The 17,514-nt window shown below is 43.1% G+C and carries 13 protein-coding genes; 8 read left to right on the top strand and 5 right to left on the bottom strand.

Annotated features, from left to right (window positions below):
• Positions 1-163: 163 nt before the first annotated feature.
• The 4 genes from NOS7524_RS01950 (at position 164) to NOS7524_RS01935 (ending at position 3,904) form a co-directional block, all read left to right on the top strand.
• Entirely contained in the window at positions 164-511 is a 348-nt protein-coding gene (locus NOS7524_RS01950; RefSeq protein WP_015136775.1) for a PAS domain S-box protein, read from the top strand.
• Between the two features lie 86 nt (positions 512-597).
• Complete coding sequence (locus NOS7524_RS01945; protein ID WP_015136774.1) at positions 598-1,944, top strand: sensor histidine kinase; 1,347 nt, start codon at positions 598-600, stop codon at positions 1,942-1,944.
• A gap of 239 nt (positions 1,945-2,183) precedes the next feature.
• Positions 2,184-3,056, top strand: coding sequence for a DUF3800 domain-containing protein (locus NOS7524_RS01940; RefSeq protein ID WP_015136773.1), 873 nt, complete (start codon positions 2,184-2,186; stop codon positions 3,054-3,056).
• Positions 3,057-3,382: 326 nt separating this feature from the next.
• Positions 3,383-3,904 carry an SMI1/KNR4 family protein gene (locus tag NOS7524_RS01935; protein ID WP_051039174.1) on the top strand — a complete coding sequence of 174 codons (522 nt, stop codon included), beginning with the start codon at positions 3,383-3,385 and terminating at the stop codon, positions 3,902-3,904.
• Between the two features lie 160 nt (positions 3,905-4,064).
• On the opposite strand, the gene mutL is transcribed toward NOS7524_RS01935, so the two are convergent.
• Positions 4,065-5,741, bottom strand: a complete 1,677-nt coding sequence (mutL, locus tag NOS7524_RS01930) for a DNA mismatch repair endonuclease MutL (RefSeq protein ID WP_015136771.1) — start codon at positions 5,739-5,741, stop codon at positions 4,065-4,067.
• Positions 5,742-5,939: 198 nt separating this feature from the next.
• On the opposite strand from mutL, the gene NOS7524_RS01925 reads away from it, so the two are divergent.
• Complete coding sequence (locus NOS7524_RS01925) at positions 5,940-6,275, top strand: rhodanese-like domain-containing protein (protein WP_041555081.1); 336 nt, start codon at positions 5,940-5,942, stop codon at positions 6,273-6,275.
• Positions 6,276-6,517: 242 nt separating this feature from the next.
• On the opposite strand, the gene NOS7524_RS01920 is transcribed toward NOS7524_RS01925, so the two are convergent.
• Complete coding sequence (locus NOS7524_RS01920; RefSeq protein ID WP_015136769.1) at positions 6,518-8,821, bottom strand: transglycosylase domain-containing protein; 2,304 nt, start codon at positions 8,819-8,821, stop codon at positions 6,518-6,520.
• 327 nt (positions 8,822-9,148) lie between these two features.
• On the opposite strand from NOS7524_RS01920, the gene folK reads away from it, so the two are divergent.
• Positions 9,149-9,661: a 2-amino-4-hydroxy-6-hydroxymethyldihydropteridine diphosphokinase gene (gene folK / locus NOS7524_RS01915; protein WP_015136768.1), complete on the top strand. Its 513-nt coding sequence runs from the start codon at positions 9,149-9,151 to the stop codon at positions 9,659-9,661.
• Between the two features lie 85 nt (positions 9,662-9,746).
• Entirely contained in the window at positions 9,747-10,295 is a 549-nt protein-coding gene (locus tag NOS7524_RS01910) for an NUDIX hydrolase (protein ID WP_015136767.1), read from the top strand.
• Positions 10,296-10,668: 373 nt separating this feature from the next.
• Here the strand turns inward: NOS7524_RS01910 and bchE are convergent, their stop codons facing one another.
• The 3 genes from bchE to NOS7524_RS01895 all read right to left on the bottom strand — a co-directional run bounded on the left by bchE (position 10,669) and on the right by NOS7524_RS01895 (position 16,004).
• Positions 10,669-12,264, bottom strand: a complete 1,596-nt coding sequence (gene bchE, locus NOS7524_RS01905) for a magnesium-protoporphyrin IX monomethyl ester anaerobic oxidative cyclase (protein WP_015136766.1) — start codon at positions 12,262-12,264, stop codon at positions 10,669-10,671.
• A 551-nt stretch (positions 12,265-12,815) separates the two neighbouring features.
• Entirely contained in the window at positions 12,816-13,850 is a 1,035-nt protein-coding gene (mtnA, locus tag NOS7524_RS01900; RefSeq protein ID WP_041555500.1) for an S-methyl-5-thioribose-1-phosphate isomerase, read from the bottom strand.
• A 108-nt stretch (positions 13,851-13,958) separates the two neighbouring features.
• Complete coding sequence (locus tag NOS7524_RS01895; RefSeq protein ID WP_015136764.1) at positions 13,959-16,004, bottom strand: cation:proton antiporter domain-containing protein; 2,046 nt, start codon at positions 16,002-16,004, stop codon at positions 13,959-13,961.
• A gap of 895 nt (positions 16,005-16,899) precedes the next feature.
• Between NOS7524_RS01895 and NOS7524_RS01890 the strand changes: the two genes are divergently transcribed.
• Positions 16,900-17,499, top strand: coding sequence for a tRNA-(ms[2]io[6]A)-hydroxylase (locus NOS7524_RS01890; protein ID WP_015136763.1), 600 nt, complete (start codon positions 16,900-16,902; stop codon positions 17,497-17,499).
• Positions 17,500-17,514: the final 15 nt, after the last annotated feature.

The following is a 17,514-nucleotide window of genomic DNA, read 5'->3' as shown; positions in this document are numbered from 1 at the left end:
CCAAATTTTCGGTAACGACAGCAACCTGATTCGTTACCAAAACTTATGTATTCATCACCAACAGACAAAAAAATTAATATAGAACTTGATATTAGATAGATAATTAGCTTCTCATAGTGGGAAATATAGAAACTGAAGAACTTTCCCATGACAGTTAGGCACCATGAAAACACTCCAACAGATGAAGGCTGAAATCGATTTACCAGTCCTGATGACTGATAACCAAGGTTTAATTATCTATGTAAACGATGCTTTTCAATTTGTGTTTGGCTGGACAGAGGCAGAAATCATTGGCCAAACCTTAGAAGCCGTAATTCCCAGCAGTTTCCATGATTCCCATCATCTAGGCTTTTCTCGCTTTGCCATGACTGAACAGCCTACTGTTCTCAATCATCCACTACAACTGAAAGCTGTCAGGAGTGATGGCAGCGAAATTGATGCAGAACATTTCATTACAGCAGAAAAACAGGAAGGGGAATGGATTTTTGGTGCTATACTCCGTCCTTTATAGTGGGAGTGGGGAAGAGAAGGGGAATGTTTGCAATTGTTCCCTTTACTACATTAAAGGTATAGCTGAATGGAACAGGAGCATTAAATGTGAAATTTGATTCAGTCCCCTTAGTTGATAAGCTACGAGCCACATTAGGCAGAATGGAGGTGGCACTTGGTACTATTATTGATGCCATCACTTGGACTGATGAAAATGGCAAAATCAATTGGTCAAATGCAACTTTTGATAATTTAGTGGCACGAACTCGTTTTCAAGTTCTTGGTGCTAACCTTGTGGACTTACTACCACTCAGCAGACATGGTGAAGTCGTTCCAGAAAATTTACACCCAGTTGCTCGCGCTTTAAAACATCAATTAAATGCTACTGAAGTCTACGAGTTTCAGAGATTAGAAAAAAAATTAATTTTAGAAGTTTCTTGGGCTTACGTGCAGATTCAAGGGGGAAACCCTAGTGCAGTTTTAGTTTTACGTGATATAACTGAACGACAAAAAGCTGAAGAAGAACTCAAGCAACATCGAGAAAAATTACAAGAATTGGTTGAGGCACGAACTGCGGAGTTAGTTGCAGCTAATAAACGCCTCAAAAAAGCTCAAGTGCAGTTGGTGCAAACTGAAAAAATGTCTAGTTTAGGACAACTGGTTGCTGGTATTGCCCATGAGATTAATAACCCAGTGAATTTTATCTATGCCAATCTGGGCTATATCCAAAAGTATACTCAAGATGTTTTGCATCTCTTAAGCCTTTACCAAGATTTTGTTGCTCATCCTCCGGCAAATATTCTGCAACAAATTCAGGAAATTGAACTAGATTTTTTACTAGAAGATTTACCCAAAATTTTATCTTCAGTCGAGGTTGGTGCTGAACGTATCCGACAAATTGTGTTGTCTTTACGTACTTTTTCACGATTAGATGAAGCAGAACTGAAAAAAGTCGATATTCATGAAGGCATTGAAAGCACTCTAGTTATCTTGGCCCATCGTTTACAAGGTAATGAAGAGTCGCCAGGTATTAACGTGATTAAACAATATGGCAATTTACCTTTGGTATATTGCTATGCTGGACAAATTAATCAGGTATTCATGAATATTATTAGTAATGCGATTGATGCTATAGAAGAATACAATAGCGATCGCTCGATAACAAACAACCCAGAACGTCAGAATATAATTACTATTTGTACAGAATTTATAGCTTCTGATTGGATATCTATCCGCATTGCTGACAATGGTGCAGGGATACCAGAGAGTGTGAAGCCCTACTTATTTGACCCTTTTTTTACTACTAAACCAGTTGGTAAGGGTACAGGTTTAGGTTTATCGATTAGCTATCAAATCATTGTTGAGCAGCATCAAGGGAAAATTCGGTGTAATTCCGAAATTGGTAAGGGTACAGAATTAGTGATAGAAATCCCCATCAACATATCTTTATACTGAGTTGTAATCAAACATATTCAATTTGATATATAGATGCTATTTGCCAGGCATCTAATAAAACAGCTTATAGGGATGCGATTATTCTGAGAACAATTCCTCTGTGAACAGTAGTTATACGTAAATTTTATGTATAATAAACAGTTGTGTCTTCCTCTTTCGCAAAAGTGCGTAAGCTAAGAAGTGTTTGATTACATGGCACAAAAAAAGACAGACCAAAAGGTATTATTAACTGTAGTTAGATGGCATATTTTCTGTTTGTAGATGAAAGTGGTCAAGACCATAGAGAGTCTCCCTACGAGGTGCTTGCAGGAGTTGCAGTAGAAGATCGTGATCTTTGGAATTTAGTGAAAGCTTTGCAGGAAGCAGAACTACGTTATTTTGGAATGAGCTACAGTACCAACAGCCGTGAGTTAAAAGCTAAAAAGCTGTTGAATAAAAAGACTTATAGACTTGCTAATCAACTCCCCCTCTTTCCAGAAGATCAATGTCGTAGTCTGGCAAAACAGTGTCTTGAGAATGGGGTGGCAGCAACTAGAGATTCACTAACTGCATTAGCGCAAGCCAAGCTTGCATATGTTCGCGAGGCATTCAATATTTGCTCACGCTTTCGGTGTAGAGTATTTGCAAGCATTATCGATAGAAATTCACCTAGTCCTAATGCTCTACATCTCCGCAAAGATTATGCTTACTTGTTTGAACGTTTTTTCTACTTTTTAGAAGATAAAGATACATCCCTGTCTGGAATTATTGTTTTTGATGAGCTAGAAAAAAGTCAGAGCCATATTCTGATTGAACAGATGGACAGATACTTCAAATATACTGCAAGAGGAAAACGTCGGGCAGGTCAAATAATTCCCGAACCTTTCTTTGTACACAGCGACTTAACCACAGGTATACAGCTTGCAGATTTGTCCGCTTACATTGCCTCTTGGAATGTACGTTTTGAAGGAATGAATGAACCAAGGCGTTCAGAATTAGATGATTTGACTGAACAGTTGCTTGGGCTTAGGTACCGTGCTATTCGAGAAGTAGACGGAAATCCAAATTACCCGGTGTGGAGCTTTGCAGTAATTACAGATTTGCGTGCAAGGGAAGACAGGACTGAAATTTAAAAAGGCAATGAAGCACATACGCGCCCAAAGCCTCCTCCTACATAATAGCATTTGTATATAGTAGTAGCAAACAAGAAATACTAAGAAAGTTAGGACTTACACAGGTGTCACACTCAACCTATCTTCTAGGGTGCGTCAGATACCAAAAATTTTCTGAGAATAACGAAAAATTCAAATCTGACGCACCCTACGAATGTACTGAAAAAGTTTATGAACCGGACGGTCAAGAGGTTTTGGTGCTGGAGCCAAAGTCTCATGCCGTGGTTCATCTTATTCGTTAAGCTACTTCAGATTCCAGTAGTTGACGATATATGTGGGTAATTACTATGGACTACAACAATATTCAATTGATGAATGAAGACTTAGTTCGCGTAACGGCTGACGAAGTGACCCAGTTGGAACAGGTGCTTAATACACGGATGCCCAGAGGTTACAAAGAGTATGTAACCACATTGGGAATCGGAATCCTCAATGACACGGTTCGTGTTTACAGCCCGATGCGTATTCAACAGGAATACCGCGATTTTCAGAATCGGTGGAGTGAGTCTTACTTCTGGGACAAAGGAACAGACCTCTTGACCAAAGACCGAGTTTTAGAGTCCATCATCATCGCAGATACAGGGAACGGGGATGAGCTGATTTTTCATCCGTCCGCACCTGACAGATTGTATGTACTGCCGATTGACTACGAAGAGATTTTCCTGACTGGAGGCAGCTTGGATGAAGCAATCGAGTGGATACTAGAGGGAGGGGTACTTGATTCCAACGAGGATGACGAAGACGAAGAGGAGATTGAAAGGCCTGAAGGATGGTATTTCGAGCCTTTTCCGAGTGATGTGATGGGCTAATACTACAACGTTACCGAAAAACGACTTGCACCAAACCGCACACCCGAAATATGTATGAAAGCGAACTACTTCCAGCCCAAGTAGAGACGTTGTATACAACGTCTCTACAACTCATACTTATATCAATTTGTACCTGAATTCACAAAAATTGCATAAAAACTCAGATACCGTGACTTTTGCCGATTACCCAGTGACGGCGGAAAAATCGAGATAAAGACGACTCATCTAATGATAAATAAATCGGGCGACCGTGGGGACAGGTGCGGGGGTTGCGGGTGCGTTGCCAATCATCTAGTAATTTTTGCATTTCTGGTAAACTCATCGGTGTCCCGTTACGAATAGCACTGCGACAAGCAACGGCAACTTGGGCGGTTTGTAAGTCGCCGCCCCAACTCAGTTCTACAATTGCGTCAGCACAATCTTCTCTGTGCTGCAACATGGCGGGAAGGTTACGCACTGCCCACAGTTGTTCGCCAAAGGGTTCGATATCTAAACCGATGCGTTGCAGTTGAGCAACTTGGGCTGGTGTTAATTGATAAAGAATAATTGGTGGTTCTACTGGGACAAATTGCCAGTGGTCACATAATTGCTCATACAATACTCGCTCATGGGCAATATGCTGTTCTACTAACCACATTCCCCCAGGATGTTCGGCAACGATGTAGGTATTGCTGACTTGGGCAACGGCTTTGAGGGAGTGGGAAGTGGGGAGTGGGGAGTTTTGAGGATTAACGTTGTAATTACCTTTTTCTTCGGCGGCTTTGAGTAATTGACTGACTCTGGTGGTGTGGACTGATTCTTTGAGGTTGGCAGAACTTAAACGCAGGGCTTGGTTAATGGCTTGGGTGATTTGTTCTTGCCAATAACTCAATTCGTTGAGGTAAATTTCGGTTTTAGCGGGGTTGCGATTCCAGTTAATTTGGTCGGGGGAAATGGCAAGATGGAGAAAACAAATAGGATAGCGATCGCGTGGTAGTGTTTTGTGAAATGCTGCCAAAATTGTCTGTTCTAATTCTGGTGATTTCACCATCCGTCCGTTAATCGCTACCCGCACCCAATCGGGACGATGGCGATGACATCTATCTGGTAAGCCTACTACTAAGGTGAGTAGGGAGTAGGGAGTGGGGAGTGGGGATTTTTCTGGATTGGAGATTTCCAGGGTTAGTTCTTGTAAGTCGCCTTGTCGGACTTGGGGTAAAAGTTGGGGTAGGAGTTGTCCAACTGTAGCGGCTTTTGAGATGGTAAACCATTGGCGATCATCTTGCCAAACTTGCCAAGTGACTTGAGGATGACACAGGGCGATGTTTTGAATTGTGGCTTGTACAGCTTTCATTTGCTGGGCTGCCGGAGGTAAACCTTGACGACGGGCTGCACAATTGGCAAATAAATTCGAGACTGTCACCACTGTACCAGGAGCGATCGCTGTGGCTTCTACTTGCATAGCTTTCCCCCCATCACCATACACAACCCGCCATCCTACATTTCCATCTGCGGAACGGCTGAAAATCTCTAAATCTGCTAAATTAGCTAAACTATGTAACGCCTCACCCCGAAATCCCAAACTATTAATTTTCCACAAATCATCACTAGAACGAATTTTACTGGTGCTGTGAGCTGCTGCGGCTTGTTGCAAATCATCTAAATCCATGCCGCAACCATTATCTGCCACACGGATACGCCACTGTTGTGGCCACAGAGAAACTATAATTCTTGTCGCACCTGCATCTAAAGCATTTTCCACCAATTCCCGCACCACAGCCGCGAAAGAGTCGATGACTTCACCGGCGGTAATGAGATATACGACTTCTTGAGGTAAAGCTTGGATAGTAGATGCCATTGGAAGATGGGGGAGATAGGGGAGATGGGGGAGATGAGGGAGATGGGGGAGATAGAGGCAACAAAAAAGATGATAACTAATAACTTATGACTTATGGCTTATGACTATTGCCTACAAACTTTTATTAATTGTGAAGAAATGTAGATTTATGGGGGATTCTTGGTAGATTGCTTTTTAGGATGTAAGCGAGCAATGCTTATGAGTAATAACTTAGTAGCTGATGCACAAGAATTAAAGTTACGTTTGGAATGGGGTCAACCTGGTTTTACAATTGTTGATGTGCGCGATCGCCACGCATACAATCAAGGCCACATCACAGGGGCAATCCAAATTCCCGTCGATGAATTGGCACAAAAAGCCAACACTGCTTTACACAAGGGTCGTCTGATTTACGTCTATGGCGACAATGAAGAACAATCAGCCCGTGCAGTATACATCTTACGAGCAGCTGGTTTTATTGATGCCTTTGAAATTAAGGGCGGTTTTCATGCCTGGAAGTCAATCGGTGGCGCTACAGAAGGTCTTGCAGCATAAATTCCTACTCAAAATTTCAAGTTGAGTTTCCTGATTGCATCATTATTTAGTGTACTGCACAGTATACAGTACCGTGTTTTATCGTAAATTCAAGGGTTTAAGACCCCTACGTCTACACGTAGTATCAGTTGAGTTGGGGTTTAAATCCCCGACTCCAACTGTCTTTAATTTTGAAGTAATGAGTAATAAGTAATAAGTAGTGGGTATTACTCATTACTCATTACTCATTACTCACTACTCATTTATTCAGATGCAGATGACCTGGGTCTGAGTCTCTCACGCCAAGAAGGTGACGGGGAACTGGCTGGAGTTGAAGACTGTCCCGAATTGCGCGGGGTGGAAGCATCTGATTCTACTGTTCTTGTGCGCCGTCGTGTGGGAGGAGGCGCTGCAACAACACTAGAATTTGATGCTTGGCTACGACGATAACGCCGCCGTCTTCTGGATGAATTCGAGTTATCATCTGTTTGCTGTAACCTGCTTCTGCGCCGCCTCGATGAGCTGGTGTCCTGTTGTCCTGATTTTTCATCAGATTTCAGGGAACCATTGATAATTTTTCCTGGCTTAATGGGTTTAGCTTTGATGCTGCCTTTGCGTCCTTCTAATTTAGGTCTGGGGGGAAACTTTTCTATGGGCATTCCTTCTACTGCTACTTCCATAAATTCATGCCAAGTGTAAGCGGCACTACCACTACTGCCAGAGGTGGGGCGGTTGTTATCGTTACCCAACCATACCCCTGTGACTACTTGGGGAATGTAGCCAATAAACCACAAATCACGGGCTTCATCGGAAGTGCCTGTTTTCCCGGCTACTGGTCGATTACCTAATTGGGCGGCTGCACCTGTACCAGCTTCGACAACATTGCGTAGCATCCAAGTCATGATGCCAACAGTAGTAGGATCAATGGCTCGCTTGGGTTGGAAATCAGCAGACCAAACCACTTCACCTTTGCGGTTCAAAACCCGGCGAATGCCATGAGGTTCAGTATATAGTCCTTGGGTGGCAAAAGTACCGTAGGCGCTAGTTAATTCTAGTAAAGTCACCTCATTAGAACCAAGAGCTAGTGAGTAAGTCGGTAGCAGTTTAGATTTAATGCCCATATTATGGGCTACGTTAATGATGGGTTCAAATCCTACATCTAGTAATACTTTCACTGCCACCACATTTACAGAACGGGTGAGGGCATCACGGATACTCATAGAACCCCGGAAGGTTTCACCGTAGTTTTTGGGTTCGTAGTCATCGACGACAAAAGGCGCATCTAAATAGCTGTCGTTGGGGCTTTTACCTGTGGCGATCGCCGCAGCATAAACAAAGCCTTTAAATGTTGATCCCGGTTGGCGTTTGGCTTGGGTGACACGATTAAATTGGTTTTTGCCAAAGTTTTTACCCCCTACCATTGCCTGAATTTCACCGTTGCGGGGGTCGATGGCTACCAAAGATGCTTGTGTGAAGTTTTGCCAGCGTCCTTGATTTTTCAAGGTTTTCTCAACTGCGGCTTCGGCTGCTTTTTGCCAAGTTGGGTTCAAAGTCGTTTCCACAATTAAACCCCCATTGGCCAGAACATCCGAGGGAACGTACTTCGGCAATTCTTGCAGAACGTAGGTACTAAAGTAAGGGGCTACTAATTGTAATCGCTTAGGTAAACTAGATTGCAGTTTGATTGGCTGTTGTGATGCGGCTTGTCTTTGGGCAGCTGTGATAAATCCTTCTTCTTGCATCCTTTGCAAGACTAAATTCCGTCTTTGTTGGGCAACTGTGGGATTAGTAGCTGGGGAATAGGAACTAGGCGCAGGGGCGAGTCCGGCAATTGTCGCCGCTTCTGCCAATGTCAGTTGATCTACGGGTTTACTGAAGTACACCCAGGCTGCATCGGCTACACCATAAGCCCCTGATCCCAAATACACTAAATTTAAATAACGCTCTAGAATTTGGTCTTTAGTTAACTCTTGTTCTAATTTCTGGGCCAGGCGGACTTCTTTGAGTTTTCGCCAGATGGTGCGTTCTTGTTTTAAAAATAGAATCCGCGCTAACTGTTGGGTGATTGTACTACCACCTTCTACCACATTTTGCGATCGCAAATTATTAATAGCTGCTCTAATAATGCCTTGGGGATCAATGCCACTGTGTTGCTCAAACCTTCTATCTTCAATCGCAATAAAAGCTTTTTTAAGGTTATCTGGTATCTTTTCTAAATTCAGGGCTTCTCTAGTGGCTTCCCCTTGCTGTTGTAATATACTGCCATCAACAGCTTTGATAGTTAATGTTTGCTCTCGGATGACGGCTTGCAGTTCCGATTTATCGGGTAGTGTCTGATCAATTGTAGAAATAAAGTAGCTAACAGCAATGATCCCACCCCCTACACTTAACCCCGCCCAAAACCACACACGCCGATAAATTGGACGTTCTCGGCTACTGAACCTGCCCATGATCCCAGAGGTGGCACTACTCATCTGGTGCAGTAACTGTCTTACTTTCACCAACCTCTTGGGTGGTAAATGCTCATTTGTGGATTCCTCGTTTTTAAGATGATTACCAGATGACAAGTGCGGTTCCTCCTTGTCTGAGTCAATTTAACTGCTGGCTGGAACTAGGAGTTAAGTTTCTCCAGATTAGTTCGTAGCTGAATATAGTGACTAGCTAACTACCAAATGGGAGTTTTTGGCTGAGAACACTACTTTCCGTGTTAGTATAATATCTCATAAAGAATTAACTGAATTCATTGCTACATAAAAAAGTTTTTAATATTCAGTTAATCTTTAAATAGCTCAATAGAATTACTTTGTTTTAATGAATTTTTAATTCTTAAAAACACTATCCAAAGTATTAAAAAATTTTGGTGAGGGAATATATCAATCTATCTAAATAGTGATTTGTTGCATCAGGGAGAGATCACCAAAGTCAGACGTAGTGCCTTAGCCCTAGGCAGTAATCTTGGCGATTCTGTGGCAATTTTAGCAGCAGCAACCCAGGAATTAGCTGCGATGCCAGGCATCAAACTAGAAGCAAAATCTAGTTGGTATAGAACTAAAGCCGTAGGGCCACCACAACCAGATTACATTAATGGCTGTGTGATTTTGCAAGTAGAAATCAGTCCCCAGGCATTATTAGACACATTGCTGGCGACAGAACAAAAATTTGGGCGGGTACGGCAACAACGTTGGGGGCCGCGATCGCTGGATTTAGATATACTGCTGTATGATGATTTGATTATTGATACCCCAACTCTGCAAATTCCCCATCCGCGAATGCACGAACGCGCCTTTGTCTTAGTGCCGTTAGTCGAAATTGCCCCCGATTGGCCAGAGCCAGTTTCCGGATTAGAGATAAAAGAACTGGTAAAAAAAGTAGACTGTTCTGATGTACATTTGTTAAAGGGCAGTTAAAATTACCACCCATCAATGCAGAAAACGCTGGTGCGATTATCACCCCCAGGTTGTTTTGTGCAAGTAAAAACAACATTATTTCACTATGCCAATAGGTAGAGAATTACCACAGCTATTAAAGCAACGCTTATTTTATAAAGGACGCAAGTTTGATTTTGAAGTAAATCGTTTGCGTTTACCCAACAAAGCCGAAGGGGAATGGGAATGTATTCGTCACCCTGGCGGTGCTTTAGCTGTGCCTGTGACTGCGGAAGGTAAACTGATACTTGTACGTCAATATCGGTTTGCAATTCAAGGCAGGATATTAGAGTTTCCCGCCGGGACGGTAGAAATTAATGAAGATCCCCTAGAGACAGTCAAACGCGAAATTCAAGAAGAGACTGGCTATAACGCGCAAAAGTGGGATAAACTAGGCGAATTTTTCCTAGCACCTGGCTATTCTGATGAGATTCTCTACGCTTTTTTGGCACGGGATTTAGAAAAGCTGGATACTCCACCAGCGCCAGAAGAAGACGAAGATATTGAGATTATCTTTTTCACTCCCGAAGAATTGGAGAAAGCCATCCTGGAAGGAGAACCGGTAGATGCTAAGACAATTTCCAGCTTTTTCTTAGCCCGTCCGTTTTTAGTTTAGGCATGAGGGAAGTGATTGATAATTGATAGTGGAAGGGTGTAGGGGGTAGGGTGTAGGGTGTAGGGGAAACAAGCCACTCACTTTCTTGTGGGGTTTCAACCTACCTTCTCTACGTTCGCGGAGCAGGGATACAAGGATTTTTTCTCTGGCGTTCGCGGAGCGTGTCGTGGACAGACGCTGCGCGAACGGGGCTATTTTTTCACTACACCCCACACCCTACACTCCACACCCTACACCCCACACCCTACACCCCACACCCTACACCCCACACCCGCCCCGAAGGGGCTTTGTCAATCTGTTGACAAACAGGAAATGTCTAATGATTGACTCTCGAACAAATGCTAATCGCTGATGATTACCTGCGGGATAGAAGTTAAACTTGTTCTTGCTCAACAAATTCCGGCAGTTCATTGGGTGCGCCACAGGCAGAAATATTGCCTGTAAAATTTACATCTGCCACCAGTTCTGGATGTTCTTGCTTGCGCTGGGTGATTTGTTCACGGGTGAGAATCTTCGACTCATCAAAACCTAGCTCAATTTCGGTATGTAAACCGTTGTATTTTACTCGTTTCAAGTTGTAGAAACGTTTATTAAGGGTAGTTTTCACAAAAGCTTTCAAACAACCTAAAAGATATTTGCGCTTAAAGGGATCTTTGACAAACCAATATTCAACGGTTTTGCGGAGGTAAAAACGGGCGTAATTTCGCAGCACTCCCTTAAGAACATCCTCCCGTTCCATTGCATCTGGTTTCATGATTGGGGTGACAAAGTTATATTGAGAATAATCTCGAACTTCTACGCGATCGCCTAAATCCTCAAATAACTCGGAAAATGGCCAAGGGGTAAACATATTCCAGTTTGCCATGTCTGCTTTCCAATCCAAAGCCATCTGATAGGTTTCCTCAATCGTTTCTGGGGTTTCGTTCTCCAAACCCATGATAAATTGAGCCTCGGCTACCATCCCATTTTGCTTTAACAGTTGAATCGCCCGCTTGTTTTGTTCGATAGTCGTTTCTTTACGGAACAAATTCAACTTTAGCTGTGCGGCTGCTTCTGTACCCAAGGAAACATGAACCAGTCCGGCTTGACGGTAAAGTGGTAATTCTTGCTCATCTCGTAATATATCTGTCACCCTGGTATTGATTCCCCAGTGAACACCCAAATTGCGTTCTATTAACTCATTACACAAGGCGATAAATTTGGGTTTGTTAATGGTTGGTTCTTCATCAGCAAGAATAAAAAAACCAACTTTGTGTTTTTTCACCAAGATTTCAATTTGATCAACGAATTGTTTGGGAGTGCTGGAACGGTATTTACGCCAGAATTTCCACTGGGAACAAAAACGGCAGGTGAAAGGACATCCTCTAGCATAGTTAGGAACAGCTACCCGCACGTTGAGAGGAGTATAAATATATTTACTCCAATCTAACAGGCTCCAATCTGGGGTAAGGGTATCCAAATCAGCAATCGGGGGATGGGCTGGTGTAGCGATGACTTGCCCATCTTCTAGGAAGGCTATACCTAAAATATTGCGGCGATTACTGTCTACAGTACCATTAGCGATCGCCTTCAGTAAATTAACTGTAATCTCTTCCCCCTCTCCCCGAATAATGTAATCTACCCAAGGGGCTTCATGGAGAACTTCACTATACATATAAGTAGGGTGAACCCCGCCCATAATTGTCTTTGCTTGGGGGCAAACTTCTTTCACAATCTTCAGGGTGCTTTCCGATTTGTAAATCATCGGCGTGATTGCCGTTGCCAATACGACATCTGGCTGATGTTTGGCGATCATCTTCGCTAAAACATCATCAGTAATATCATCGGTCATGGCATCAATAAAGCAAATATCGCTAAAGCCAGCTGTCTTCAAAGCCCCACCCACATAGGGAACCCAACTTGGTGGCCAATTTCCCGCAATTTCTGCGCCACCAGAATGATAATTGGGCTGAATCATCATAATTCGCATCATTTACCTCCCAATTCTTACCAGAGGAGTCAATCGAAGGCAGAAGGCAGGAGGTAGGAGGCAGAAGGAGGAAAAAGCCACCCACAAGGGGGAGCCAGTCTCGTGGTGAGGTGGCGCGGTCTTCTCTACGAGACGCTTCGCGTTCGCGGAGCGTCCCGCAGGGAAGGGGGTTTCCCCCATGTTGGCGTAAGCCTTCCCGTAAGGGTGCGACCACCGAAAGGGTTTCCTGACTTAAGAGAACTGGCGTTGGGGCTTGAACCCAACAAGCAGTTTTCTTCCCTTCTGCCCTCTGCCCTCTGCCTTTCTTTTGTCAATAGTCCATAGTCATTAGTCCATAGTGCCAAGCAAAACTAATGACTATTAACCAACTGCAACCTTGTTTTTGTGCGCCAGTTGCGGAAGTCTTAGTGTGGTAAATTACTATTTCAAGCAATTTGCCTATATAACTATATAACTATGTAAGTTTATTAATAAAGAAAATTTTTCAAAATTTAATGTTCACAGAGTGACAAAGTTTAATAGCGATCGCATGATGCTGTTTTTTGCATGACTTATTTACCACTCAGCACTTCCAACTCCCCAGGAGGAAATGCACCTTTTTCTGTAATTATCGCTGAAATTAACTCGGCTGGAGTCACATCAAAGGCAGGATTGTAGAATTCCACTCCCGATGGTGTCAGGATAGTATCACCAACTTGGTAGACTTCTTCTGGGTTACGTTCTTCAATGGGGATTTGACTACCATTAGATAATGCAAAATCAATGGTAGAAAGAGGTGCAGCGACAAAGAAAGGAATATTATGGGCTTTAGCAACAATAGCTAAACTATAGGTGCCAATTTTATTAGCGGTGTCACCGTTAGCAGCAATGCGATCTGCACCTACCACAACCGCATGAATTAAACCCTGCTGCATACAGTGGGCTGCCATATTATCAGTAATTACCGTAACTGGAATGCCTTCTTGCACACATTCCCAAGCGGTGAGTTTTGCGCCTTGTAGGCGGGGACGGGTTTCATCAGCAAACAATCTCTCTAAGCGTCCCTCGCGCCAAGCGGAACGTACAACCCCTAAAGCTGTGCCGTAACCTGCTGTAGCTAAAGCCCCAGCATTACAGTGAGTCAGCAGTGTGAGTTTTTCTGGTGTTTTGGGCAAGACTGACAAACCATAATCCCCCATCGCCTGACAAGTGTGCAAGTCTTCAGCATTGATGGCTTGGGCTGTTTTAAATAATACTTGTTGAATGTCTTCTACTGTTCCTGGGGTATTTTGGGCAGTGTGTAGCATTCGATTAATTGCCCAAAATAAATTGACGGCTGTAGGACGAGTAGAACCTAATAACTCAGTGACTTGTTCTAAATGTGCTAAAAACTTTTGGCGATCGCTTGTCTGAATTTCCCTCGCCCCCAAATACATCCCATAAGCCGCAGCCACACCAATAGCTGGCGCACCCCGGACAATCATAGTTTTAATCGCCCGCGCCATGTCTTCACTACGATGAATTTCTACAACGGCATACTCATTAGGCAAACGGGTTTGATCAATTAAAGTGACTGAGTTATTCTGCCAAACAACAGGGTAAATCATGGGTGTTAGGGATGGGGAATTGAGCATGGGGCATGGGGAATTGGGCATGGGGCATTTCTTTCCTCTGTCTGTGTTTCCTAGTCCCCAGTCCTCAGTCCCCAATCCCCATTATTGAGGAAAGTAGGCAATAATCATAGCAATTTCCGGGTGGTTACGGGCGATCGCTTCTGGTGCGTTCCCAAATAATGAAAATAGCTGCCCTTGATGTTCTACTGCACCATTCAACAACAGTAAATCGTTGCTTTTGAGTAACCGCGACACTTGACGGACAAAGTTACCTCTTACCTGTTGAATGGCTATATCTGGTGGTAACTCTAAATCAGTTAACTCGCCAGTTGTGCCACGTACCGAAACAACTTGTAATAATTGCAGGGATGCTTTGAGTTCTGTCGCCAAGCTTTTGGCTAATTGAATGCTTTGGTTAAAAGAACTGATGCGAGTCTGTTGGGTAGTAAAAGCTAGAAATACCCGCCTTGTATGTTCCATTGGTAAGGGAAATCGCGTCACTAAAACGGGTACTGCACTACGCTGCACAATCTTATCAATTACACCGCCAAATAGGTTTTCTTGATAAGTCGAGTAGCCTTTCCAACCACAGATAATCGCACTGGCGTGCTTTTCTTCAGCTACGCGGGCAATACCTTTATCAATTGACTCGTCAATTCTGGCAATAGGTGTGACATTAGCAACGGCTGCATGGGCGATCATTTCCGCCGTTGAGAGTAGTTGGTTTTGTTTCGCTTTCGCCTCTGGGGAAATGGGTGTATTTTCTTCTAAGAGAATGTGGAGGGGTAGCAGAGTTCCATCTGCTGATTTTGCCAGAATAATGGCTAGTTTCAGGAGATTATCTTCCGTGCTGGGGTTAGCCACAGGGACTAAAACGCGATCGCCTAAACTGCCCTCCTGAAGTTTTTGGCTACTAGCGGCTTCTGGTTTCATCTTTTGTCCCCATTGATTTGTTACCCAAGGCGAAGCCACACAGGTAACTAAAATCATGGCGATTGTACCATTCACTGTTAATTGGTCAACCAACTCAATATTGTAAGCAACGGTGATTGCTGCCAAAGTTGAGGCGGCTTGAGCTACAGATAACCCAAACATCACCATAATATTGTTAAAGTCCAAGCCGAATAATTTACCTGCACCCCACGCAGGAATGTACTTAGCAACAATAGCCACAATCACCATGACACCCGATACTACTAGCGATCGCGGTTCTTGAATTAAAATCATGGGATTAACTAACATCCCCACGGAAATCAGGAAAAAAGGAACAAACAAGGTATTGCCAATAAATTGAATCCGATTCATTAACGGGCTAAGTTGGGGAATAAGTTGAGTAATAGCCACTCCCGCCAAAAAAGCACCAATAATCGGCTCAACTTGCACTAATTCCGCACTGTAAGAAACTACAAATAGAGTAGCTAAAACAAAAGTAAACTCTGCACTTTCGTCATGTCCAAATCGCCGAAAGAACCATTGTCCAATACGCGGTACACCCCATAAAGTCAGGAAAGTGTAAATAATTAACGATGGAATCAAGAATAACCAAAAACTCAAAGTTAAATTACCTTGATGCGCCCTGACTACTACTGCTAATACCAACAGTGCCAAAATGTTGGTAATTAACGTACCGCCTAAAGTCGTCGTCAAAACTTGAGAACGCATGATTCCCAATTTGCTAACGATGGGTAGTGCCAGCAGGGTATGGGAAGCGAAACAAGAAGCCACTAAAATTGCAGGTAATAAACCATAGCCAATCCCCATCATGGCAGCTGTGCCTAATGCCATTGGGACAACAAAGGTAGCTAGCCCAAATATCACAGCTTTATCAGCATTGTATTTCAAGTCATCTAAGCTAGTTTCTAGTCCTGCCATGAACATGAGAAATAGCAACCCCACCGTTCCTAACAGCACAATTGTGGTATCCCGTGCCAAAAGTCCTAAGCCATAGGGGCCAACTATTACCCCAGCTAAAATTAAGCCGACAATCCCAGGTAAGCGGATTTTCTCAAATAATAGGGGAGCAATTAACATAATTGCCAAAATCATGAGAAAAACGGGTACAGGATCTTTAATCGGTGTCGATAACACAGAAGCTATCGAAGCGTGAGTCATACCCTGCCAGAGAGTTGCGATCGCATCTGGTTTCATAGTGGTAGGGAACCATAGTTAAACTGACTCGAATATTAGTACCATTTCACCAAGGCGATCGCATCACCAATAGAGTCAGGTTTGTATTAATAAATCCATCAATTTATCAGTAAAAATCACTTTTCCAAATCTAGAGCATCTAATAGTTAATAAACGTCATCTATCTTAGAGATGATCATAAATAAAATCTCAATATAACTGAATTTAGCTGTTTACGAAGCAATAATTTTAGGCTTAAAAACCAAAATTAAGTAAGTAAGTCGGTGGGAAAAAACACAACTATGTTAAGAAAAATAAACTAGGCTCAAACCCTCCTGCCTCCTGCCTCCTGCCTCCTGCCTCCTGCCTCCTGCCTCCTGCCTCCTGCCTCCTGCCTCCTGCCTCCTGCCTCCTGCCTTCTGCCTTCTGCCTTGCCATAGCGATAATTTTTAACACTGAGCTACTTATACACCAGGAATGCGATCGCATCTTTTAGCTACTCCAAAGACAGGATCGAAATGTGTGTCCTGATACAATAAATTTTAAATAACTGTTATATGCTTTCAAAACCCTTTACTTTTACCCTAATAGCGGAACTTCCGCTAAAACAGCACCAGAGTGTTTAGGAATACGCCTTAACTAAGTCAATGAGCTTAACAACAGCAATAATTGTGAAACAAGGTAAGTGTTTTCCTCCGCCCTGGTGATTTACTTTTTTAAAAGGCACAAGATATGAGGCAATTCAATTGTGGATGTTGAATTTGCCATAGTTTTTGCCTCAGCGTCTCTGAAACAGAAGCGGACGCAGCATGGTGATGATATTGGATGGCAAATCCGTCTCCAATCCCAAATTTAAATTAAAATTGTTTTGCTGGGATACTCAGTGCTATTTTAATTTCTTGAGTTTTGTCGCCCTGTGCTTACCTCTGTGTTACCAACTATCAATGCACTCAAGCAACCAACCTGTGATGCTTGGGTAGAGCAAGCTATTGCTAATTTAGACATTATTTTGCTGGATCATTCCCACTGTGAACGGAAAGCGGCTGGTGTGGCGTTAAACTTTATGTTTCGCTATCCTTCTAATAGTAAAATGGTTAGGGAATTAACAGCGATCGCCCGTGAAGAACTAGAACACTTTGAATTGGTGAATCAGTGGTTAGAAAGGCGGGATATAGCTCTAGCACCCCTATCACCACCTCCCTACGGTGCGGGTTTAAAAGCTGCTGTGCGTCCTCAAGAACCAGAACGCTTTTTAGATTCTTTATTAGTCACAGGTTTAATTGAAGCGCGTAGTCACGAACGCTTAGGATTATTAGCTACACACTGTCCTGAGCCAGAATTAGCCAATTTTTACAAGAGTTTGATGGCATCTGAAGCACGACATTACGGTACTTATTGGGTTTTAGCTGATACTTACTTTGACCGTGAAATTGTTAATCAACGGCTGGATGAATTATCAATAATTGAAAGCGAGTTGCTCACAAATTTACATCCAGAGCCTAGAATTCATAGTTAGTAGAATCACGTACTA

The organism is Nostoc sp. PCC 7524, assembly GCF_000316645.1.
In the GTDB taxonomy this organism is placed as follows: Bacteria; Cyanobacteriota; Cyanobacteriia; order Cyanobacteriales; family Nostocaceae; genus Trichormus.
Note: the sequence above shows the minus strand (reverse complement) of the source record. Positions and strands in the feature narration are given on the sequence as shown.